Source organism: Massilia luteola, from assembly GCF_034420155.1.
In the GTDB taxonomy this organism is placed as follows: Bacteria; Pseudomonadota; Gammaproteobacteria; order Burkholderiales; family Burkholderiaceae_D; genus Telluria; species Telluria luteola.
Window position 1 is genome coordinate 47406 of sequence record NZ_JAXOFN010000017.1, and the last position, 20017, is coordinate 67422.

The window sequence follows — 20017 nt, forward strand, 5'->3', positions numbered from 1 at the left end:
TCATTGCCCCGTGGTGGAGGTGAGGTCGAAGATGTATTCGCAGTGATGGCGCCCGCCGGCGGCGCCGTCCGGCGCGGGATCGGGCAGCGCCTCGGCCAGCCACAGCACGCCCTCGTGTTTTTCCAGTTCCTTTTGCAGCGCCAGCACGGAGCGGATGCTGCCCAGGTCGAAGAACATGGGCTTGCGCTGGTTGGCCTCGTCCATGCTGTCGATGCGCGCGAACGTGATGTAGCTGCGCGCCGGCAGCGCATGCGTCTTGCGCCAGGCGCGCAGGCGCAGGTACAGGTCGGCGTCGGTCTCGCCGGCGGCACGGCGCGGCACCAGCTCCGGCGCGATCGACCACATCTTGCGCAGCAGGACGATCGTCCCCGCCGACAGGCGCGGATAACGCTGGACGCCGGCCGGCGCACGCGTCGCGAACAGCGTGTTCCAGGTCGGCAGCACGACGGTGCTCGACAGGCCGAACAGCAGCAGCAGCTTTTGCACGTCGGGCAGCAGGGCGCTGACCAGGCCGCCCAGGTACACCGGCAGGATCTGGTGGCCGCCGCCGGCCGACAGCAGCTGCAGCGTGTCGCTGGCCGTGTCGTGGCGGATGCGCAGGTCGGACAAGGGGATGTTGCGGCGCCCGCCCGCCTGCCCCGCGCCTTCCGCCCCTTCCGCGCCGCCGATCACGTGATCGACGAGGTCGGGGTGGAAGTTCAGGTTCGAATCGCCGTTGCCCGGCAGCTCGGCGATCACGCTGCCGGCCGGCACGTTATCGGCGATGTAGTTGCGCAGGGTGCGCGTGGGCAGGTTGTCGCGCTCGTCTTCCCACAGGTATAGCAGCCGGCTCATCAGCTGGCCGGAGCCGCCGTAGACCTTGTTGAGCACCCAGTTGTCCGTCTGGCGGTCGGGCGTGCACGGCTGCACGAAGAAGGACGACGAATAACTGCGGTGCAGGCGCGTCGGCATGTGGGCGAGCAGCGTGTCGATGCGCTCGGGGCCGATGTCCACCTCGTCCGCCGTGCTGCTGCGGCCGAGATGGCGCACGTGACGCATGCACAGGTTGCGCAGGCAATGCAGCACGCGCGAGGCGCGGATATTCCGGCTGTGCTCGATGTCGAAGCTGGCGTCGAACAGTTCGATGGTCCTGGCCTCCGAACTGACGTTCTGGAACGGCCCGGCGCATTCGCGCGCGAATTCCTCGGACAGGCGCGGCACGTCGCGGCACTCGCCGCCGACGCCGTAGCGCTTCTTGAAATACTCGACCAGCGCGGCCCGCAGCGGCGCGCCGGAATCGAAGATCGGCTGCAGCTGCTGCAATTGCTTGAGCTGGTCGATGAACGCGGCGTTGCCCGCGTACGGCAGGCCGAACCGGCCGCCGGCCAGCGCCGCGTCCTCGTAGAAGATGGTCGACGCTTCGAGCTTGATCTGCAGGCCGTCGGCCTGGGCCGACAAGTCGCTGACGGCCGCGGCGATGCCGGCGAGTTGCGTGCGGCGCTGCGCGACGTCGTCGGTATCCATTTGCCGGGTGATGCCCTCCGCGCGCTCGACGAAGTTCGACAGCACGTCCGAGCCGATCTGTTCGGCGCCGCGCCGCACGTGCTCGACCAGCGTGTCGTAGCGGGTGGCGTCGTAGGTATCGGTGGACTCGAGCAGGCCGACTTCCGTCAGGTGCGTGAGCCACGCGCGCAGTTGTGCGGGGTCGGCGTCCGCCTGCAGTTGCTGCTGCAGGTGCTGGAACGGCAGCGTGGCGCCGTCCCGCATCAGGGTCAGCAGGCGCTGCAGCGGCTCGGTGACGGCGATGCTGAACATGCCGTGCGAGGTCAGCGAACCGAACGCGTTCAGGCGCGACAAGGGCCGCGAGCGCAGGCGCAGGAAGTGGATGCGCCCGTCCTTGTGCACGCAGGTCGGATTGAGCCGCAGGTCGACCTCGGCGCGCGCGATCCGCGCCTTCGAAATGGACGACGCCATGCGCGCCAGCAGCGCCGCGTTCAGGCGGGTGCGGGTAGTGTAGGCGATGTCGCGCGCCAGATGGGCCGTCTGGCCCGGGCGCAGGTCGCTCCACAGCCCGTACGACACGACGCCGAAGGTGCTGAAGGGGCTGGTCTTGCTGCAGGCGCGCAGGAAGTAGCCGTACAGGGAATTGTCGAGCAGGCGGTGCTTGTGGGTGATCGGGCCGACGTTCTGCGTGAAATAGCGGTCCAGTTTTTCTTCCAGCTGGGCGTTGGCGATCTGCAGCGCGCGCTTGAAGACGGGACGGTTCGACCAGGCATGGATGGCGAGACGCGACGCTTCCAGGTCGAGCTGCAGCGCGCCGGCGCAGTCGGCCACGGCCGCCTTCAGGCCCTGGGCGGCGTCGGCCCAGGCACCGAGCGACTGCTGCGCGGCGGCATCGAGATAGCGTTTGGCGACGTCGACGGCGGACGCGCGCTTCGGCGCACGCTGGTTATGCACGGCGCGTTTGAGTTCGATCAGTTCGCGCATGTCGTCGCGCAGCAGATCGTCCTTGGCGACCTGGTTGATGACCTGGTGCAGCACGGTACCGAGCGGCTCGCCCAGCGCCTGCAGCGTGTGTTCGTGGCGGTCGATCGCCTCGGCCAGGGCACGCAGGCGGGGCGACGCGATCGCGCCCAGCGCCTCCAGCGGCAGCCCGGCCAGGCGGAACAGGAAGAGCGGCGACAACTGCGTCGAGATGCAGCCCGGCTGACGGCCGCGGCCGGCCGGCTCTACGTAAGACAAGGCGGTATTCGGCACGATGGCTCCATGAGGTAAATGCGCGCAACGGTATTGGCGGTTGTCGCGGTGTCTGTAGATAATCGTCGCGGGGACGACGTTTTATTGATTCGACTGTGTGAATCAGGACGAGCAGCAGGCGCTGCAACTGGCGCAACCGCTGCACAGCGTAATCGACATCGGGGCGTGCAGATTCAAATCGCTGATATCCTCGATTTCGAAATTTTCCTGAGAAAGATCGAATTTCGGATCGATCCTGGTTTCGCCGGCGGGCATATCCTTGATTTCTGCACTCATGTCATTCCCCTTTTATCGGATTAATTGTTTACGATTCTTTTCGATATCCCGTATATCGCCGCCCGCTGCGCCGCATTCCATTAACACCGATCCGGCAATCCGTCTCTATCAGTTCTGATAGTCGGCCAGGCGTTAATGGACGCGGGCGGGGTTGGTAGTCGAAACGCCGTTCCGACTACCAGCCGCTCAGCGCTGGTCAGCGCATTACGAGCAGCAGCTGCTGCAGCTGGAGGTGCTGGAGCTGCTGCAGAGCGAGATCGACAGCGGGGCGTACAGGTTCAGGTCGCTGATGTCTTCGACTTCGAAGTTTTCCTGGGCGATATCGGTGGTGGTATCGACTTTGGTATCGACGATTGCTGCATCTTTGATTTCGTTATTCATGGTTATTTCCTTTCGAGGTTAGTGTTTCGGATTTGTTTTCGTCACTGGATGCGACGGATTCATATTATCGAAACGAATTTTCGAAAGCAGCTATAAGAACTACTAGCCGGAATCCCATGCCGGCGAAATGCGCCGCGCAAATACATCAGCCTACCGGACTCGTCCTTAGTAGTTCTGATAGGGTGTCGCCCTTTTCCGACTACGTGATTTACCAGTACTTTCGAATAGCCGAACGCCATAAAGTAGCCACATCGGCTAACGACAAACCGCCGAACCAGGCAGCGCGATACCGGAAATACCACCGCATTCAAACTCGTTAATCAAAGGGGAAATGAAATGGGCTCACTGATTCAGATCGGACAGCGTAATCACTTCGATAAAAGCGACCTGCGTGCCATTCATGTATTGCGTGCCAAGGTATTCCGCGACCGCATGGGTTGGGATATTCCGGTGCTGGCGGGAATGGAAATCGACGGCTACGACGCGCTGGAACCGCACTACATGGTGATCCGCAACGACGAGAACCAGGTGTGCGGTTGCTGGCGGATGATGCCGACGAACGGGCCGTACATGCTGAAGGACACGTTCCCGGAACTGCTGAACGGCGCGACCGCCCCGGAACATGAACGGATCTGGGAACTGAGCCGGTTCGCCATCGAGACGGGCGGCGACGGCGGTTTCGGTTTCGCCGAGCGGGCCATGGAAGCGATGCGCAGCATCGTCCTGTTCGCCGACGAGCATGGCATCGACAAGTACGTGACCGTGACGAGCACCGCCGTCGAGCGCCTGCTGCGCCATGCCGGCGTCGAGATCACCCGCATGGGTCCACCGCAGCGCATCGGCGTGGAACGCGCCATCGCCCTCGAGATCCATCTCGGCCAGCAAACCCGCAGCGCCCTGTTCGGCGCGCTGCATTGATCCGGGCCGGCACCGGCACCCTGGCGACGGGTGCCGGCACGGCCTGCGTGAGAAAGCGATCGATGAACGACGAATTGCGACCAGTCATCAGGAAGATGCTGGACCTGGAAGGCAACGCGCTGGTGCAGCCGGATCCGGCGTTTTACCGGATGACGCCGCGCGACAAGACGCTGATGCGCGACCTGCGCTATCTGATGAAGGAAAACCAGACCCAGTTCTGGAGCCGGTTTGGCGTGGCCCAATCCAGCGGCAGCCGGTTCGAGCGGGGCATGCCCGTGCCGTTGCCGGTGCTGCTGCTGATCCGCCTCTATTTTTTACGCTACGTCAGCGATGGAGATTTGCAGGCCGTGCGCTCGCCGGCATACGAAAGCGGCGCACTCGGCGGCATAGCGGTCAACCCGGCAGGGAAACCAGGCCCAGCCGGATCGCCTTGAGCACGACGTCGTTGCGCTTGCTCACGTTGAACTTCGTGCGCAAATTACTGATGTGGAAGTTGACGCCGGCTTCGGAGATGCTCAGGATACGGCCGATTTCCCATGCCGTTTTTCCGGCAGTCATCCATTGCAGGCAATCGAGTTCGCGTGCGGTGAGCACCGGCGGCTTTTCCTGCGCGTCGGCGACACGGATATACTTGCTCGTCCAATCGAACGCCACGTCGCGCAACAACGCCAGCGCCATCAGGTTGTGCTGCAGGTCTTTCAGGAAGGACTGGCCGGGCGCTTCGTCGCGCACGCAGGTCAACATGCCCAGTTCGCCATCCGCGCCATGGATCGGCAAGGTCACCCCGACACGCAAGCCAAACGACGATGCCTCCTCGTACAGCGATTGCTGGACGTCGGTCTGGAACGATTGCGGCATCCAGACCATCGGCGCACCGGACTTGAAACAGTGCCCGACGGTGGGATCGACGACCCGCATGTTTTGTTCGTCGTAATGCTTGCGCCATTCGGACGGGTACGTGGTCCGCATGAACACGTCCTTGGGATTGACCTTGGGCTGCGGCATCACCGCGAATAACATCTTGTCGAATCCGAGATTCTGGACCGCACTCTGCAAACTGGTAAATGCTTCGTCGCTGGAGCTCGCGTTCATCAGCGGCGCGAGCGGGGCGAAAAAATCGGGTACGAGAGCATCGAGAGTGTGGTCCATCGTTTCTCCGTGAAACGTGTCGAACCCGGATTATTCCGGCCCTGAGATTGCATTTATCGTAACATGTAATTTCTCAATAGTAAAACAGATATACAGATGATTTTACGTTCGCCGGACGGCCTGCCGGCGGTGCCTGATCAGTGAATCAGTTTGTAGGCGACGGTTGCCAGCGTCATGGCCAGCATGCCGCGCAGGAATCGTTCCGGCACGGCCCGGGCCGCCCAGGCGCCGAGGGTGATGCCGGGCACCGAGCCGACCAGCAGCGTCAGCAGCAGATTCCAGTTGATCGACCCCAGCCACCAGTGGCCGACCGCGGCGATCGCGGTCAGCGGTACGGCATAGGCGATGTCGGTACCGGCCACCTCGGCCGGCGTCAGGCGCGGGTACAGCATGACGAGCAGGGTCGCGCCGATGGCGCCCGCGCCGATCGAGGAGATCGTCACCAGCGTGCCCAGCAGTACGCCGGAAGCGACCGTGGCGGCAACGAGGCCGCGGCCCTGCAACTGGCGCGACGGGCTCGCGTGGACCCAGGCGAGCATCTTGCCGCGGAACAGGATCGCGACGACGGTCAGCAGCACGGACACGGCGATCGAGTAGCGGATGATCTTGCCGATCGCGGCGTTGAGCGGGCCGAAGTACTGCAGCGCCAGCGTCGCGAGGAGCGCCGCGGGCAGCGCGCCGAGGCACAGGCGGCCGACGATATCCCAGTGGACCGTGCCGCGCGAGCGGTGGGTGACGGTGCCCACGCTCTTGGTGATCGAGGCGAAGGCGAGGTCGGTGCCGACGGCGACGGATGGCGTGACGCCGAACATCAGCGTCAACAGCGGCGTCATCAACGAACCGCCGCCGACGCCGGTCATGCCGACCAGGACACCGACGGCGAATCCCGACAAAACGAATTGAATGGACATGCTTTACCCCCAGGTTGGCCCCAAGGGTAATGGTCCTCAACCGTAAAACAAACGACACGTTCCTTATTTGCTTATGCGGGCTGTGCGTGATCCCGGCGTTACGCGTGGGCTCGGGGAGCCCACCCTACGTGGCCGTGACGTACGATCGAATGCGGCGGCGAATCCGGTCCAGGTTTCATCCTGGACGTACGGTGGGCAGGCTCCGCCCACCGTGCATGCCGCGGACGCCGATTATTTGTTCGGCTGCGGGGTCAGGCGGAGATACGGCTTCGGCGCGCTGAAACCTTTCGGGTATTTCTGCTTGAGCTGCTCCGGATCCTGAATGGTCATCGGGATGATCACGTCATCGCCATCCTTCCAGTTGCCCGGCGTCGCCACGGTGTAGCCGTCGGTCAGCTGCAGGGCGTCGATCACGCGCAGCACCTCGTCGAAGTTGCGGCCGGTGCTCATCGGGTAGGTGATGGTCAGGCGGATCTTCTTGGCCGGATCGATCACGAACAGCGAGCGCACGGTCGCCGTCGCCGACTGGTTCGGGTGGATCATGTCGTACAGTTGCGAGACCGATTTATCGGCATCGGCGATGATCGGGAAGCCGACGACGGTCTGCTGGGTTTCCTCGATATCCTTGATCCATGCCTTGTGCTGGTCGGCCGGGTCGACGGACAGCGCGATCGCCTTGACGTTGCGCTTGTCGAATTCCGGCTTGAGTTTCGCGGTCAGGCCCAGTTCGGTCGTGCACACCGGCGTGAAGTCGGCCGGGTGCGAGAACAGCACCACCCACGAATCGCCCGCCCATTCATGGAAGCGGAGGCGGCCGATGGTGGAATCCTGTTCGAAATCCGGAGCCGTGTCGCCCAGGCGTAAAGTCATAATGATCTCCTTTGGTTGAGAGTTGGTCCGCCGCGCCGGCGCGGCGTGCCGATACGTCAAAAAAAGCGGTTGTACAGCACGACCGCCCAGGTGGCGGCCGCCATCGTGATCGCCAGCGCCACCGCCGCGCTGCCCAGATCCTTGGCGGCCTTGGACAGCGGATGGCGCTCCAGCGACACGCGGTCGACGACGGCCTCGATGGCCGCATTGATCAATTCCACGAGCAGCACGAGGCCCAGCACACCGATCAGCGCCAGCTTCTCGAACGCGGAAATCCTCAGCAGCAGCGCGACGACGGCGGCCGGCACGGCCACCATCACTTCCTGGCGGAACGCGTGTTCGTGCTGCCACGCCGCCCGGAACCCCGCCATCGAATAGCGGAACGCGCCGACAATGCGGCCCAGACCGCCCTTACTCTTGAACTCGCTGCTCGGTTGATCCATGAATCTTCGACAATCTGTACAGAAACGCCATTATGCGCATACAGCTCCGCCCCCGCGCAACACCAAACTGACAGGATTACCAATTCTTTTCACATTATGGTATAAAGTAGAGAAATATACCGCACTGCACCAACCACATCATGAAAATGGAAACCCCAGAACCGGCCAAGACTTCCATCCAGGTGATCGAGCGCATGGTGGCGCTGCTCGACGTACTTGCCAGTTTTCCCGATCCCGTCAGCCTGAAGGAGTTGTCGAAGATCTCGGGCCTGCACCCGTCGACGGCGCACCGCATCCTGAACGACATGGTCGTGACGCGCTTCGTCGACCGCGTGGAGCCGGGCACCTACCGCCTCGGCATGCGCCTGCTCGAACTGGGCAACGTGGTCAAGAGCCGGCTGTCCGTGCGCGAAGCCGCCGTCGACCTGATGCGGGCGCTGCACAACAAGACCAAGCAGACCGTCAACCTGTCGGTCCGCCAGGGCGACGAGATCGTCTACATCGACCGGGCCTTCTCCGAGCGCTCCGGCATGCAGGTCGTGCGCGCGATCGGCGGCCGCGGTCCGCTGCACCTGACGTCGACCGGCAAGCTGTTCCTGTCGATCGACGAACCGAAGGCGATCCGCGCCTACGCCACGCGCACGGGCCTCGCCGGCCACAACAAGAATTCGATCACGGACCTGACGCGCCTGGAGCGCGAACTGTCGCTCGTGCGCGCACGCGGCTACGCGCGCGACAACGAGGAACTGGAACTGGGCGTGCGCTGCATGGCGGCCGGCATCCACGACGACAGCGGCAAGCTGGTGGCTGGGTTGTCGATCTCGGCGCCGGCGGACCGGTTGCAGGACGATTGGCTGGAAGACCTGGTGACCACGGCCGCGCAGATTTCCGCGACGCTGGGACATCGGGTGGGCGGCGCGAGCTGAAAACCGTCGTTCCGCGCAGGCGGGAACCTAAGTTACGCTAGCGTACCGGAACGTACTTGGGTTCCCGCCTTCGCGGGAACGACGTATCAAGCGCTTGTGCACGACGAATACCGTTACTGCACCACGGGTTGCCGTTACTGCACCACGGTTGCCGTTACTTTGCGACGAATGCCGCTACTGCACGACGGCTGCCGCTACTGCGCGACGGCTGCAGTTACTTCGCGACGAATGCCGTTACTGCACCACGGCTGCCGTTACTTCGCGACGAATGCCGCTACTGCATGACGGTTGCCGTTACTCCACCGCGGATACCGTTACTCCACCACGGATACCGTTACTGCACCACCGGCGGCGCCGCGGACACGGTCGCCGGCACCGTCGCCGACACGGTCACGGGCACGCCCGCCGCCGCCGTGGCCGGAATGCCGGTCGGCTTGAGCGCTTCGAGCCAGCGGCGCATGCGTCCGGCGTCCGCGGTGCGCGACTGCTTGCCCTTCGAGTCGAGGAACACCATGATCACGTTGCGGCCCTGGATCATGGCCTGCATCACGAGGCAGCGCCCCGCTTCGTTGATGAAGCCCGTCTTCTGCAGGCCGATGTTCCAGTCGGGCGAGGCGACGAGGTAGTTGGTGTTGTGGTACTGCAGCGCCCGGCCGCCCGCCTGGACGACGTAACCCGGATCCGTCGTGTACTGGCGCAGCAGCGGTTCCTCGTGCGCCACCTTGACCAGCTTGGCCAGGTCGCGCGCACTCGACACGTTCTGGCTCGACAGGCCGCTCGAATCCACATAATGCGTATCGCTCATGCCGAGTTCGCGCGCCTTCGCGTTCATCGCGTCGACGAAGGCGCCAATACCGCCCGGATAGTTGCGGCCCAGCGCCGCGGCGGCGCGGTTTTCCGAGCTCATCAGGGCGATGTGCAGCAGGTTGCCGCGCGTCATGCGGGCGCCGACGGGCAGGCGCGAGCTGGTGAACTTGTGGCGGTCGACGTCGGCCTCGGTGATCGTCAGCACCTCGTTCAGGTCCTGCTGGGCCTGCACGACGAGCAGACCGGTCATCAGCTTGGTGATGGACGCGATGGGCAGCGCGACGGCGGCATTCTTTTCGAACAGCACTTCCGAGCTCGCCTGGTCCATCACGTAGGCGACGTTGGAGCGCAGGTCGAGCGGATCGTGCGTGCGGTTCAGGCCGGCGATTTCGCCGGCGCTGAGCACGGCGACGGCGGGCGCGGCGCGGCGGATGCGCTGGTACACGACGCGGCGCTTGCCGTGCACCATCTCGATCCGGCGCACCATGCGCTCGCGGTTGTCGGCCGCGATGACCTTGGCCAGGTCGGTGCGCTTGGCCTTGACCCGCTTGGCCGCGTGTCCCTTGTGCTTGGTCGCGGCCGCGGCGGGTTCGAGCACGAACATCATGGCAATGGCGGCGGCCAGCGCGAGCTTGAGCATCTGAAAATCCTTGAACGCGAACAGAAGAGCACTAAATGCAGTGTAGCGGAAGACGATTGGAGCGCAAGAGCGCATCATTCGAATGTACCACCTGCGCCCGCTTTTTTCTACAATGAAAAAAGTTATGCGTTGTAGAAATCTCTTGGTTTTTCAATAGCTTGCCGGCGTACCCCGAAACCTGCTAGTCGAGGAAACGGGCGAACGCCGACACCGGTTCGCGTTCCGTCACGAGCGTGTTCTCGACCTTGTCCGGGTCGGCGTAGCCGAGCGCCATGCCGCACACGATCATCTCGTTATCGGACAATCCGAGTTCCGCGGCAATGATGCGGTGGAACTGCGTGAACGCGGCCTGCGGACAGGTGTCGAGACCGCGCCCGCGCGCGGCGACCATGATGTTCTGCAGGAACATGCCGTAGTCGAGCCAGGAACCCTGCTCCATCACGCGGTCGATGGTGAAGATCATGCCGACGGGCGCATCGAAGAAGCGGTAGTTGCGGCCGTGCTGGGCCGCCATGCCGGCCTTGTTGTCGCGCCTGAGGCCCAGCAGCGCGTACAGGTCCCAGCCGACCTTGCGGCGCCGGTCGACGAACGGCGACACCCACTCCCGCGGGTAATACGCGTATTCCTCGACATGCGCCCTGGACTCGGCCGGGTCGGCGTAGGCGGCCAGGATGCGGTCGGAGAGGCGTGCCTTCGCGGCACCCGTCAGCACGTGGACCCGCCACGGCTGGGTGTTCGTGCCGGACGGCGCGCGCGCCGCCACTTCCAGGATGGCTTCCACGTCCGCGCGCGCGACCGGGGTCGGCAAAAAGGCGCGGATCGAGCGCCGCGACGTGATGGCGGCGTCCACGGCGCGTTGTTGTTCGGTCGTGATCATGCAGTCTCCTTATTTTTTGACGACAAATGCGACGCCCAGCACCGCGACGGCCATGCCGGCCACGCCGAGACCGCTCAACCGTTCGCCGAACAGCAGCCAGGCCATCACGGCCGTGGTCGGCGGGGTCAGGTACAGGAGGCTCGTCACGCGGGTCGCGTCGCTGCGGCTGATGAGGCGGAACAGCAGGAAGATGGCGCCGATCGACAACGCCAGGATAGCCCACAGCAGCGCGCCCACGAACTGCGGCGTCCAGTGGATCGCGTCCATGCGCGGCCCGAAGCCTTCCAGCAGCACGGCGAACGGCAGCAGGGCCAGCGCCGTCGTCGCGTACTGGATCACGGTGCCGGTGCGCAGGTCGAATTGTGGACAGAAGCGCTTCTGGTACATCGTGCCCGCCGTGATCGACAGCAGGGCCAGCACGCACAGCGCGATCGCCGCGGGCGCCAGGCCGGTCAAGTGGATTTTCGCCACCACGACGAGGCCCACGCCGCACAGGCCCAGCATCAGCCCCAGCCATTGACGCGGCCGGACCCGTTCGCCGATCAAGGGCGCGGCGATGGCCGTCAGGATCGGCTGCATGCCCACGATGAGCGCGGACAGTCCGGCCGGCATGCCGAGCTTGATGGCGCTCCACACGCCGCCCAGGTAGCCGGCCTGCAGCAGCAATCCCGCCAGCGCCACGTGTCCCACGCGCCCGCGCGGCCACGCGGCGCCCGTCAGCAGCACGACGGGCAGCAGGATCAGCACGGCGCCCAGGCAGCGCAGGATGAGGAAGGACAACGGCGGCGCATACGGCAGCCCGTATTTCGCGGCGATGAAACCGGTGCTCCAGAGAAAAACGAAGAACAGCGGCATCGGCGACAGCCAGCGTGCCTGCTGCATGGCCGGACTGGCTGGCGTTGCGGTCATATCGGACATCGTCGAAAAGCAAATTGGACAACAAGTCTAGCATGGGCGACCAGCGCCGTTAGCCCTTGCTGCGAAGCACTAAAGTGTTGTAACCGCGCAAACATAAATGGCGCAAACGATTGAAACCATTGATCTTACGCAAGAGATTGCGGTCCAATTGTGCGACGCATCAAAAGTGCTTGACGCATAATCGAAAAGCGTGAAAAATGGCTTCATGTTGCGGCGCACAATCACTGAGATAGATCAGTAACCGCCTGAGTTTTTCCCTGTATCACCGCTTCACTGGTCCCTAGGCAGGTGTCCCAAGGCACCTCAAAAGCAAAGTTCACATAACGATCCATTACTGGAGAACCATATGTTTGCATTCCCTGAGCAGTTTTCGAACGCGACCAAAGCCAACCTCGAAGCCCAGTTCGCCCTGTTTTCGGCCCTGACCTCCAAGACCTTCGAAGGTGTGGAAAAGCTGGTGGACCTGAACATCAACACCGTCAAGGCCGCGCTCGAGGACTCGTCGGCAACCACGCGCCAGCTGCTGGCTGTCAAGGATGCCCAGGAATTCTTCGCCGTGTCGGCTTCGCAAGCCCAGCCGGCCGCTGAAAAGGCCCTGGCCTACAGCCGCCAGGTGGCATCGATCGCCGCCGACACCGGCGCCGAGTTCTCGAAAGCCGCCGAAAGCCAGTTCGCCGAAGTCAACCGCAAGGTGATCTCGCTGGTCGACGAAGTGACCAAGAACGCCCCGGCCGGTTCGGAGACCTATGTCTCGGCCCTGAAAACCGCCATCAGCAACGCCAACGCCGGCTACGAACAGTTCACCAAGACGACCAAGCAGGCCGTCGAGGCGATCGAGTCGAACCTGAACGCCGCCGTGTCGCAGTTCACGCAAGCCACCCGCAAGGCTGGCGCCGCTGCCAACTCGGCCGCCGCAGCCTAAGCCGCAAGAATCACCTCGCTGCTTCCTCCTCCCAGGAAGCCAACGGCCCGGACCGCGCAAGCGGTGCCGGGCCGTTTGTTTTCGTTAGCGCCCCGGCGCTAGCCCTCCAAGGTTGTTCGCGTTTCGATAACTCAAGCAATTCGTCGTTCCCGCGCAGGCGGGAACCAAAGGTTGTTCGCGTTTCGATAACTCAAGCAATTCGTCGTTCCCGCGCAGGCGGGAACCAAAGGTTGTTCGCGTTTCGATAACTCAAGCAATTCGTCGTTCCCGCGCAGGCGGGAACCAAAGGTAGTTCGCGTTTCGATAGCACAAGCAAAATTGGGTCCCCGCATCCGCAGGAACGACGGTAATCGTCCGGCTATTCGCCCAGATACGCCGCCTGCACCCGCGGATCGTGCAGCATGTCCTGCGCATTGCCCGTCATCGTGATCGCGCCGGATTCCATCACATACGCGCGGTGCGCGGCCTGCAGCGCCAGCTTCGCGTTCTGCTCCACGAGCAGGACCGTGATGCCCTGCCGCGACACGTCGCGGATCACCTCGAAGATCTTTTCGACCATGATCGGCGCCAGGCCCATCGACGGCTCGTCCAGCAGCAGCAGGGTCGGATGGCACATCAGCGCGCGCGCCATCGCCAGCATCTGCTGCTCGCCGCCGGACAGCGTGCCGGCCAACTGGGCGGAGCGCTCTTTCAGGCGCGGGAACACGGCGTACCACTTCTCGATGTCGGCGTCGATGCCGGCTTTGTCGTTGCGCGTATAAGCGCCCATCAACAGGTTTTCACGGATGGTCATGCGCGTGAACACGCCGCGGCCTTCCGGCACCATCGCCAGCTTCCGTTCGACGAGCTTGAACGATTTATTGGCGTCCAGCGGCTGGCCGAGATAGCTGACCGCGCCTTCGACCTTGCAGGGCGGCAGCGTGCCCGTGATGGCTTTCAGGGTCGTCGTCTTGCCCGCGCCGTTGGCGCCGATCAGCGTGACGAGTTCGCCGCGGTTGACTTCCAGGTCGATCCCTTTGACGGCCTTGATGCCGCCATACGCCACCTTCAGGCCGGCAATTTTAAGAACGTTGTCGGGCTTCAAGCAGCACCTCCGAGATAGGCTTCGATGACGGCCTTGTTCTTCTGGATCTCGGCCGGCAGCCCTTCCGCGATCAGCTTGCCGTATTCCAGCACCGAGATGCGGTCGCACAGCCCCATCATGAGTTTCACGTCGTGTTCGATCAGCAGGATCGTGACGCCGGCGTCCTGGATCTTGACCAGCAGTTCGCGCAGCGCGACCTTTTCCGTCGCATTCATGCCGGCCGCGGGCTCGTCCAGCGCGAGCAGCTTCGGCTCCGTCGCCAGCGCGCGCGCGATCTCCAGGCGCCGCTGGTCGCCATACGACAGGAAGCGCGCCGTGCGCTGGGCAAACCGGCCGATGCCGACGAAGTCCAGCAGCTCCTGCGCGCGGGCGCGGATCGCGGCCTCTTCGCGGCGCGCGGCGCCGTGGCGGAAGATCGCGCCGAACACGCCCTGGTGCGTGCGCACGTGGCGCCCGACCATCACGTTTTCCAGCGCCGACATTTCGCCGAACAGCCGGATATTCTGGAACGTCCGCGCGATGCCGGCCTTGGCGACGGCGTGCGGCGCCGACGGCGAATACGGCTTGCCGTCCAGTTCGAACGTGCCCGTGTCCGGCTGGTACAAGCCCGTGATCACGTTGAAGAAGGTGGTCTTGCCGGCGCCGTTCGGCCCGATCAGGCCGTAGATCTGGCCCTTGGCGATCTTGACGCCGACGTCCGTCAGCGCCTGCAGGCCGCCGAAGCGTTTATTGACGCCGGAGATGTTCAGCAGGATGTCGCTCATGCCTCGCTCTCTTCCTTGTCGTCCTTGTCTTCCTTGGCGATGGCGGCAGCCGGACGGTCTTCCTTGATGGGCGACGGCCACAGCCCGGCCGGACGGTTCAGCATGATCAGCACCATGGCCAGGCCGTACAGCAACTGGCGCAGCACTTCGGCCTCGATGACGACCTTGCCGAACAATGCCTGCTGCGCCGGCTCGACGACGTGGCGCAGCACTTCCGGCAACGCGGCCAGCAGCACGCCGCCCATCACGACGCCGGGGATGTGGCCGATGCCGCCCAGCACGACCATCGCCAGCACGGCGATGGATTCCGTCAGCGAGAACGATTCCGGAGACACAAAACCCTGGAAGGCCGCGAACATGGCACCCGCGACGCCGCCGAACGACGCGCCCATCGAGAAAGCGAGCAGTTTCACGTTGCGGGTGTTGATGCCCATCGCTTTCGCCGCGATCTCGTCCTCGCGGATCGCGACCCAGGCGCGGCCCAGGCGCGAGTGCTGCATGCGGCTCGTCATGAAGATCGTCACGATGCACAGAAGCAGGAACAGGAAGTAGTACGCGTTGACGGACGGCATGCCAAAGCCGGCGATGTACACCGTCGCGCGCGAGCCCGGCTCACCGGCGAGCGAGACGCCGAAGATCCGGACTGGATCGATCAGGTTGACGCCCTGCGGGCCGTTGGTGAAATTGATCGGATCGTTCAGGTTGTTCATGAAGATCCGGATGATCTCGCCGAAGCCGAGCGTGACGATGGCGAGATAGTCGCCGCGCAATTTGAGCGTCGGCGCGCCCAGCAGTGCACCGAACAGCGCGGCCACGAGCCCCGCCAGCGGGACGACGAACCAGACCGACAGGTGGATGCCGTTCGTGCGCACGTCCTCGCCGAAGGTGCGGACGATGGCGTCCTGCAGCTCGGGGTGGTAGTTCACGACGGATTCCAGCAGCGCGGCGAACTGCGGCGACGCCAGCAGGCCGGTGAGGTAGGCACCGACGGCGAAGAACGCGATATAGCCCAGGTCGAGCAGGCCGGCGAAGCCGACGACGATGTTCAGACCCAGCGCCAGCATGATGTACAGCAGCGCCATGTCGATGATGCGCACCCACGAGTTGCCGAACTGCGCGGCGACGAACGGGAACACGAGCATCACGGCCAGCAGCACTGCCATGCTGGCATACGATTGCCGCGGTTTGTGCGCGGTGTCGAAGGTCAGGAGAGCCATGTCGACGCCTCCTTACGCGCGGTCGGCCACGCGCTCGCCCATGATGCCGGACGGGCGCACGGTCAGCACGAGGATCAGCACGATGAACGCGAAGATGTCCTGGTAATTACTGCCCAGGAAGCCGCCCGTCAAGTCGCCGATGTAGCCGGCGCCCAGGCTTTCGATGATCCCGAGGACGATCCCGCCGATCATGGCACCATAGATATTGCCGATACCGCCCAGCACGGCCGCCGAGAACGCCTTCATGCCCGGCACGGTGCCCATCGCGAACTGGATCGACGCGTAGTTCGCGCCCCACATCACGCCAGCGACGGCGGCCAGCGCGGCGCCGATGGCGAACGTGGCGACGATGACACGGTTCGAATCGACGCCCATCAGGCCGGCCACGCGCGGATTCTCGGCGACGGCGCGCATCGCGCGGCCCATGCGGGTCTTTTCGACGAGGAACACGAGGCCGACCATGGCGGCGGCGGCCAGCACGAGCAGCAGCACCTGCGTGTGCGAGATCACGGCGCCGGCGACCGTGATCGGATCGGACGACAGCAGTTGCGGGAACGGCAGCGGGCTGCGGCCCCAGATCATCATGGCAAAGGTCTGCAGCAGGATCGATACGCCGATGGCGGTGATCAACGGCGCCAGGCGCGGCGCGTTGCGCAGGCGGCGGTAGGCGACGCGTTCGATGAGGATATTGACCAGCATCGTGACCGGAATGGCGCCGATGATGGCGATGGCCAACTGCACGCCGCCGGGCAAGCCGGGGAACGCGCTGTCCAGCAGTTTCAGGATCGTCAGGCCGACCATGGCGCCGATCATCAGCACGTCGCCGTGGGCAAAGTTGATCAGGTTGAGCACGCCGTACACCATCGTGTAGCCGAGCGCGATGAGCGCATACATGCTGCCCAGCACCAGCCCGTTCAGGATCTGTTGGACAAAAGTTTCCATGCTTGTGTGGTTTCCTTTCGAACTAACAAAAACGGCACCCGTGGTACGAGTGCCGCCATTCAAGCAACATAATTCCGAGCGTCATCATAGCGATGTTTTGGAAAAACTAACATCGGAAAATGAAAACCCCGTCGCCCCTTGAAGGCGGGGACCCAGGTTATTTAGCGGAAACTGAAACCCCGTCGTCCCCGCGAAGGCGGGGACCCAAGTTATTTTTGCTGTCCCGCAGCAATTGGATTCCCGCCTGCGCGCGGTTCTCAAGCAAACGGTATTGCGCGAGCGCCCGAAACTCAAACGTCCCGCAGCGTCACCACCGGCATGCTCAGCGCCCGCTTGTCCTTGAAGAATGCCACATCGAACAGGGCCGCCGCGCCCACGACGTCCTTGCCGATCCGGCGCAGCAGCGTCGCCGCCGCCTCGATCGTGCCGCCCGTCGCCAGCACGTCGTCGACGATCAGCACGCGTTGTCCCTTGATGCGCGCCGGCTGGATCTCGATCGTCGCGCTGCCGTACTCGCGGCGGTAGTCGATGCCGATGGCGTCGCCCGGCAGCTTGCCCGGCTTGCGCGCCATCGCGAAGCCGAGGCCGCGCTGGTACGCGAGCGCGCCCGCGAGCATGAAGCCGCGCGCATCCATCGCGAGCAGGAAGTCGACGTCCAGGTGCGCCGTGCGCTCCGTCAGCGCGTCGATGGCGAGCTGCCAGTGATGCGGGTTGTCGAAGACGCAGCCCACGTCGATGAAGTTGACGCCCGGTTCCGGGTAATCCTGGAAGAATTCCAGCGGAATGGCATCGAAAGCCGAGGGCGAGCGCGGGCGCAGGTCGAATACGTTCATGGGTCGGACAGAGGGATTGTTCGGCCCGCGGCGCCGGCCGCGGGCGGGAATGGCGGATCAGGCCGCGGCTGGCGCCTTGCCGCCGTCCAGGCCCTTGGGCAGCGGGAACGTGACGTGTTCCTCGACGCCTTCGAGCGCGCGCACGCTGGCGGCGCCCAGGTCCTTCAGGCGTTCGATCACGGCCTGCACGAGCACTTCCGGCGCCGAAGCGCCGGCCGTGACGCCGATGCGCTTCTTGCCGGCGATCCAGGCCGGATCGATGCCGGCGGCGTTGTCGACCATATAGGCCGGCGTGCCCTTCTTTTCGGCCACTTCGCGCAGGCGGTTCGAATTCGAGCTGTTCGGGCTGCCGACGACGACCACGACTTCCACCTGCGGCGCCATGAACTTCACGGCTTCCTGGCGGTTCGTCGTCGCGTAGCAGATGTCGCCCTTCTTGGGCTCGATGATGTTCGGGAAGCGTGCCTTCAGCGCCGCGATGATGTCGAGCGTGTCGTCGACGGACAGCGTGGTCTGCGAGACATAGGCCAGCAGATCCGGGTTGGCGACGTTCAGCCTGGCGACGTCGTCGACCGTCTCGACGAGGTGCATGCCCTCTTCCGCCTGGCCCATCGTGCCTTCGACTTCCGGGTGGCCGGCGTGGCCGATCATGACGATTTCCGCGCCCTGCCTGCGCATCTTGGCCACCTCCACGTGCACCTTGGTCACCAGCGGGCAGGTGGCGTCATAGACTTTCAGGCCGCGCGACTCGGCTTCCTCGCGCACCGCCCTCGACACGCCGTGCGCGGAAAACACGAGCGTGTTGCCGGCCGGGACGTCGTCCAGGTCTTCGATGAAGATGGCGCCCTTGTTGCGCAGGTCGTTGACGACGTAGGCATTGTGCACGATCTCGTGGCGCACGTAGATCGGCGCGCCGAACTGCTGCAGGGCGCGCTCGACGATCTCGATCGCACGGTCGACGCCGGCGCAGAAGCCGCGCGGCTGGGCTAACAGGATCTCGTTTTCCATGGGTCGGTGTGAAGGCTGTGGTTAGAGCACGGAAATCAGCTGGACTTCGAACCTGAGCGGCTGGCCAGCGAGCGGATGGTTGAAGTCGAACACGGCGTCGTTCGCGCGCATTTCGCGCAGCACACCGGCAAAGCGGCCGCCGCCCGGCGCGCGGAAGTCGACCAGGTCGCCGACCTGGTAATCGGCGTCCGGTTCCGAGTTCTCGTCCAGGGTCTTCTTCGTCACGACCTGGATCAGCTCCGGGTTGCGCTCGCCGAACGCCTCGAGCGCGGTCAGGTCGAACGTCGTATGCGTGCCTTCAGCGAGGCCGAGCAGGCGCTGCTCCAGGAACGGGGCGAGCTGGCCCTGGCCCAGCAGCAAGGTGGCCGGGGTGCTGCCGAAGGTCGTGACGAGGTCCGTCCCATCGGCGGTGGCAAGACGATAATGCAGGGTCAGGTACGACGATTCGGTGACGACGGGAGCGACGGGAGCGTTAGTGGAGGACATTGTTGCGTGTTCGGTTGACGTGCAAACCGCTATTGTAAGCCACCCGTGCCGCTCCCGCCTCAGCCGGCTCGATTTCTGTCGTGGGCGGGAAACGGTCGGGCATCAGGCTCAGCGGCGCAGCTTCCAGCCGCCGTCGACGTCGATCACGCTGCCGGTGATAAAGGTATTGCCGGTAAGCATGACGATGACGTCGGCCACGTCCGCCGCCGTGCCGACGCGGCCGGCGGGCACGGCGGCGCCCATTTCCTCGAACAGGCGGCTGCGCTGCGCGTCCGGCACGCGGTGCCACCACGGGGTATCGATCACGCCCGGCGCCACCATATTGACGCGCAGCGGCCGCAATTCCGACGCCAGGATGGGCAGCATCGCCTCCAGCGCCCCGTTGATGGCGGCCAGGCCCGCCGTCCCCGGCTGCTGGGCGCGGGCGGAGATGGCGCCGACGAGCGTCGCGGAACCGCCGGCCGCGATGCCGGACAGGCTGGCCTGCAAGGCGTTCAGCTGGGGCCAGAACTTGCCGGCGAAGCCGGCCTGCAAATCGTCGAGCGCGAGGTCGCGGAACGTGCCCGCGCCCGCCGCGCCGGACGCGCACACGACCAGGTGATCGAACGGTCCGTGGTCGGCAAAGAATGTGTCGCATTGCGCGCGCCGGGCCGCGTCGAGCTGGGCGAAGCGTACGCCGGGCACGTCGAGGGCGGCGCCTTTCGCGGCGTCGCGCCCCGTGACGGTCACGCTGGCGCCCAGTTGCGCGAAGCGGCGCGCGCTCTCCAGGCCGATGCCCGAGGTGCCGCCGATGACGATGATGCGCTGGTCTTTCATGATCTGCCTTTCGATGACGGTTGGGATGTCAGGCAGTGTAGAAGCGCCCGCGCGCCGGCGGAAATCGTATTCGGCGATACGACCCATCGGGGC

At 64.6% G+C, this 20017-nt stretch carries 22 protein-coding genes; 4 read left to right on the forward strand and 18 right to left on the reverse strand.

Translation table 11 applies throughout. The features are described from left to right. The 3 genes from U9J41_RS17600 to U9J41_RS17610 all read right to left on the reverse strand — a co-directional run bounded on the left by U9J41_RS17600 (position 1) and on the right by U9J41_RS17610 (position 3393). Positions 1–2721 carry a lantibiotic dehydratase gene (locus U9J41_RS17600; RefSeq protein WP_322403470.1) on the reverse strand — a complete coding sequence of 907 codons (2721 nt, stop codon included), beginning with the start codon at positions 2719–2721 and terminating at the stop codon, positions 1–3. A 117-nt stretch (positions 2722–2838) separates the two neighbouring features. Next, a complete protein-coding gene (locus U9J41_RS17605; RefSeq protein WP_322403471.1) occupies positions 2839–3012 on the reverse strand; it encodes a hypothetical protein in 174 nt (57 codons plus the stop codon). A 204-nt stretch (positions 3013–3216) separates the two neighbouring features. Beyond that, on the reverse strand, positions 3217–3393 hold the full coding sequence (locus U9J41_RS17610) for a hypothetical protein (protein WP_322403472.1): 177 nt from the start codon (positions 3391–3393) through the stop codon (positions 3217–3219). 336 nt (positions 3394–3729) lie between these two features. Here U9J41_RS17610 and U9J41_RS17615 point away from each other — a divergent pair, with 336 nt between their 5' ends. Together U9J41_RS17615 and U9J41_RS17620 are read left to right on the forward strand one after the other, a co-directional pair. Continuing rightward, the gene (locus U9J41_RS17615; protein ID WP_322403473.1) at positions 3730–4311 is read left to right on the forward strand and encodes an acyl-homoserine-lactone synthase; all 582 of its coding nucleotides are present in this window, start codon (positions 3730–3732) and stop codon (positions 4309–4311) included. Positions 4312–4373: 62 nt separating this feature from the next. Continuing rightward, positions 4374–4745: a hypothetical protein gene (locus tag U9J41_RS17620; protein WP_322403474.1), complete on the forward strand. Its 372-nt coding sequence runs from the start codon at positions 4374–4376 to the stop codon at positions 4743–4745. On the opposite strand, the gene U9J41_RS17625 is transcribed toward U9J41_RS17620, so the two are convergent. The 4 genes from U9J41_RS17625 to U9J41_RS17640 form a co-directional block, all read right to left on the reverse strand. Beyond that, the gene (locus U9J41_RS17625) at positions 4705–5460 is read right to left on the reverse strand and encodes an autoinducer binding domain-containing protein (protein ID WP_322403475.1); all 756 of its coding nucleotides are present in this window, start codon (positions 5458–5460) and stop codon (positions 4705–4707) included. The two genes, U9J41_RS17620 and U9J41_RS17625, sit on opposite strands and share 41 nt — an antisense overlap. 137 nt (positions 5461–5597) lie before the next feature. Continuing rightward, complete coding sequence (locus U9J41_RS17630) at positions 5598–6371, reverse strand: sulfite exporter TauE/SafE family protein (protein WP_322403476.1); 774 nt, start codon at positions 6369–6371, stop codon at positions 5598–5600. 231 nt (positions 6372–6602) lie between these two features. Then, entirely contained in the window at positions 6603–7241 is a 639-nt protein-coding gene (locus U9J41_RS17635; RefSeq protein ID WP_056443786.1) for a peroxiredoxin, read from the reverse strand. 56 nt (positions 7242–7297) lie between these two features. Further along, positions 7298–7684: a diacylglycerol kinase gene (locus U9J41_RS17640; RefSeq protein WP_322403477.1), complete on the reverse strand. Its 387-nt coding sequence runs from the start codon at positions 7682–7684 to the stop codon at positions 7298–7300. Positions 7685–7824: 140 nt separating this feature from the next. Between U9J41_RS17640 and U9J41_RS17645 the strand changes: the two genes are divergently transcribed. After that, positions 7825–8610, forward strand: a complete 786-nt coding sequence (locus U9J41_RS17645; protein WP_056443792.1) for an IclR family transcriptional regulator — start codon at positions 7825–7827, stop codon at positions 8608–8610. A gap of 334 nt (positions 8611–8944) precedes the next feature. On the opposite strand, the gene U9J41_RS17650 is transcribed toward U9J41_RS17645, so the two are convergent. The 3 genes from U9J41_RS17650 to U9J41_RS17660 form a co-directional block, all read right to left on the reverse strand. Next, positions 8945–10057, reverse strand: a complete 1113-nt coding sequence (locus tag U9J41_RS17650) for a serine hydrolase (protein ID WP_322403478.1) — start codon at positions 10055–10057, stop codon at positions 8945–8947. A gap of 181 nt (positions 10058–10238) precedes the next feature. Then, complete coding sequence (locus tag U9J41_RS17655; RefSeq protein WP_322403479.1) at positions 10239–10934, reverse strand: nitroreductase; 696 nt, start codon at positions 10932–10934, stop codon at positions 10239–10241. Positions 10935–10943: 9 nt separating this feature from the next. Further along, positions 10944–11843 carry a DMT family transporter gene (locus tag U9J41_RS17660; RefSeq protein WP_322403480.1) on the reverse strand — a complete coding sequence of 300 codons (900 nt, stop codon included), beginning with the start codon at positions 11841–11843 and terminating at the stop codon, positions 10944–10946. 355 nt (positions 11844–12198) lie between these two features. Here U9J41_RS17660 and phaP point away from each other — a divergent pair, with 355 nt between their 5' ends. Next, on the forward strand, positions 12199–12774 hold the full coding sequence (gene phaP, locus U9J41_RS17665) for a TIGR01841 family phasin (protein WP_322403481.1): 576 nt from the start codon (positions 12199–12201) through the stop codon (positions 12772–12774). 358 nt (positions 12775–13132) lie between these two features. Here the strand turns inward: phaP and U9J41_RS17670 are convergent, their stop codons facing one another. The 8 genes from U9J41_RS17670 to U9J41_RS17705 all read right to left on the reverse strand — a co-directional run bounded on the left by U9J41_RS17670 (position 13133) and on the right by U9J41_RS17705 (position 19924). Further along, the gene (locus U9J41_RS17670; RefSeq protein ID WP_322403482.1) at positions 13133–13858 is read right to left on the reverse strand and encodes an ABC transporter ATP-binding protein; all 726 of its coding nucleotides are present in this window, start codon (positions 13856–13858) and stop codon (positions 13133–13135) included. After that, entirely contained in the window at positions 13855–14622 is a 768-nt protein-coding gene (locus tag U9J41_RS17675; RefSeq protein WP_322403483.1) for an ABC transporter ATP-binding protein, read from the reverse strand. The genes U9J41_RS17670 and U9J41_RS17675 overlap by 4 nt, the downstream gene beginning before the upstream one ends. Beyond that, positions 14619–15839, reverse strand: a complete 1221-nt coding sequence (locus U9J41_RS17680; protein ID WP_322403484.1) for an ABC transporter permease subunit — start codon at positions 15837–15839, stop codon at positions 14619–14621. Before U9J41_RS17680 ends, U9J41_RS17675 begins: the two co-directional genes overlap by 4 nt. 12 nt (positions 15840–15851) lie before the next feature. Beyond that, on the reverse strand, positions 15852–16781 hold the full coding sequence (locus U9J41_RS17685) for a branched-chain amino acid ABC transporter permease (protein WP_322403485.1): 930 nt from the start codon (positions 16779–16781) through the stop codon (positions 15852–15854). Positions 16782–17071: 290 nt separating this feature from the next. Next, entirely contained in the window at positions 17072–17614 is a 543-nt protein-coding gene (locus U9J41_RS17690; protein WP_322403486.1) for an adenine phosphoribosyltransferase, read from the reverse strand. A gap of 57 nt (positions 17615–17671) precedes the next feature. Then, positions 17672–18622 carry a 4-hydroxy-3-methylbut-2-enyl diphosphate reductase gene (gene ispH / locus U9J41_RS17695; RefSeq protein WP_322403487.1) on the reverse strand — a complete coding sequence of 317 codons (951 nt, stop codon included), beginning with the start codon at positions 18620–18622 and terminating at the stop codon, positions 17672–17674. A 21-nt stretch (positions 18623–18643) separates the two neighbouring features. Continuing rightward, on the reverse strand, positions 18644–19108 hold the full coding sequence (locus U9J41_RS17700; RefSeq protein WP_322403488.1) for an FKBP-type peptidyl-prolyl cis-trans isomerase: 465 nt from the start codon (positions 19106–19108) through the stop codon (positions 18644–18646). Between the two features lie 108 nt (positions 19109–19216). Further along, positions 19217–19924: an SDR family oxidoreductase gene (locus tag U9J41_RS17705; RefSeq protein WP_322403489.1), complete on the reverse strand. Its 708-nt coding sequence runs from the start codon at positions 19922–19924 to the stop codon at positions 19217–19219. Positions 19925–20017 lie beyond the last annotated feature (93 nt).

Coding starts and splice junctions, on each gene's coding strand:
- U9J41_RS17605 (WP_322403471.1), bottom strand. CDS start 3,012: ATGAGTGCAGAAATCAAGGATATGCCCGCCGGCGAAACCAGGATCGAT.
- U9J41_RS17610 (WP_322403472.1), bottom strand. CDS start 3,393: ATGAATAACGAAATCAAAGATGCAGCAATCGTCGATACCAAAGTCGAT.
- U9J41_RS17615 (WP_322403473.1), top strand. CDS start 3,730: ATGGGCTCACTGATTCAGATCGGACAGCGTAATCACTTCGATAAAAGC.
- U9J41_RS17620 (WP_322403474.1), top strand. CDS start 4,374: ATGAACGACGAATTGCGACCAGTCATCAGGAAGATGCTGGACCTGGAA.
- U9J41_RS17625 (WP_322403475.1), bottom strand. CDS start 5,460: ATGGACCACACTCTCGATGCTCTCGTACCCGATTTTTTCGCCCCGCTC.
- U9J41_RS17630 (WP_322403476.1), bottom strand. CDS start 6,371: ATGTCCATTCAATTCGTTTTGTCGGGATTCGCCGTCGGTGTCCTGGTC.
- U9J41_RS17635 (WP_056443786.1), bottom strand. CDS start 7,241: ATGACTTTACGCCTGGGCGACACGGCTCCGGATTTCGAACAGGATTCC.
- U9J41_RS17640 (WP_322403477.1), bottom strand. CDS start 7,684: ATGGATCAACCGAGCAGCGAGTTCAAGAGTAAGGGCGGTCTGGGCCGC.
- U9J41_RS17645 (WP_056443792.1), top strand. CDS start 7,825: ATGAAAATGGAAACCCCAGAACCGGCCAAGACTTCCATCCAGGTGATC.
- U9J41_RS17650 (WP_322403478.1), bottom strand. CDS start 10,057: ATGCTCAAGCTCGCGCTGGCCGCCGCCATTGCCATGATGTTCGTGCTC.
- U9J41_RS17655 (WP_322403479.1), bottom strand. CDS start 10,934: ATGATCACGACCGAACAACAACGCGCCGTGGACGCCGCCATCACGTCG.
- U9J41_RS17660 (WP_322403480.1), bottom strand. CDS start 11,843: ATGACCGCAACGCCAGCCAGTCCGGCCATGCAGCAGGCACGCTGGCTG.
- phaP (WP_322403481.1), top strand. CDS start 12,199: ATGTTTGCATTCCCTGAGCAGTTTTCGAACGCGACCAAAGCCAACCTC.
- U9J41_RS17675 (WP_322403483.1), bottom strand. CDS start 14,622: ATGAGCGACATCCTGCTGAACATCTCCGGCGTCAATAAACGCTTCGGC.
- U9J41_RS17680 (WP_322403484.1), bottom strand. CDS start 15,839: ATGGCTCTCCTGACCTTCGACACCGCGCACAAACCGCGGCAATCGTAT.
- U9J41_RS17685 (WP_322403485.1), bottom strand. CDS start 16,781: ATGGAAACTTTTGTCCAACAGATCCTGAACGGGCTGGTGCTGGGCAGC.
- U9J41_RS17690 (WP_322403486.1), bottom strand. CDS start 17,614: ATGAACGTATTCGACCTGCGCCCGCGCTCGCCCTCGGCTTTCGATGCC.
- ispH (WP_322403487.1), bottom strand. CDS start 18,622: ATGGAAAACGAGATCCTGTTAGCCCAGCCGCGCGGCTTCTGCGCCGGC.
- U9J41_RS17700 (WP_322403488.1), bottom strand. CDS start 19,108: ATGTCCTCCACTAACGCTCCCGTCGCTCCCGTCGTCACCGAATCGTCG.
- U9J41_RS17705 (WP_322403489.1), bottom strand. CDS start 19,924: ATGAAAGACCAGCGCATCATCGTCATCGGCGGCACCTCGGGCATCGGC.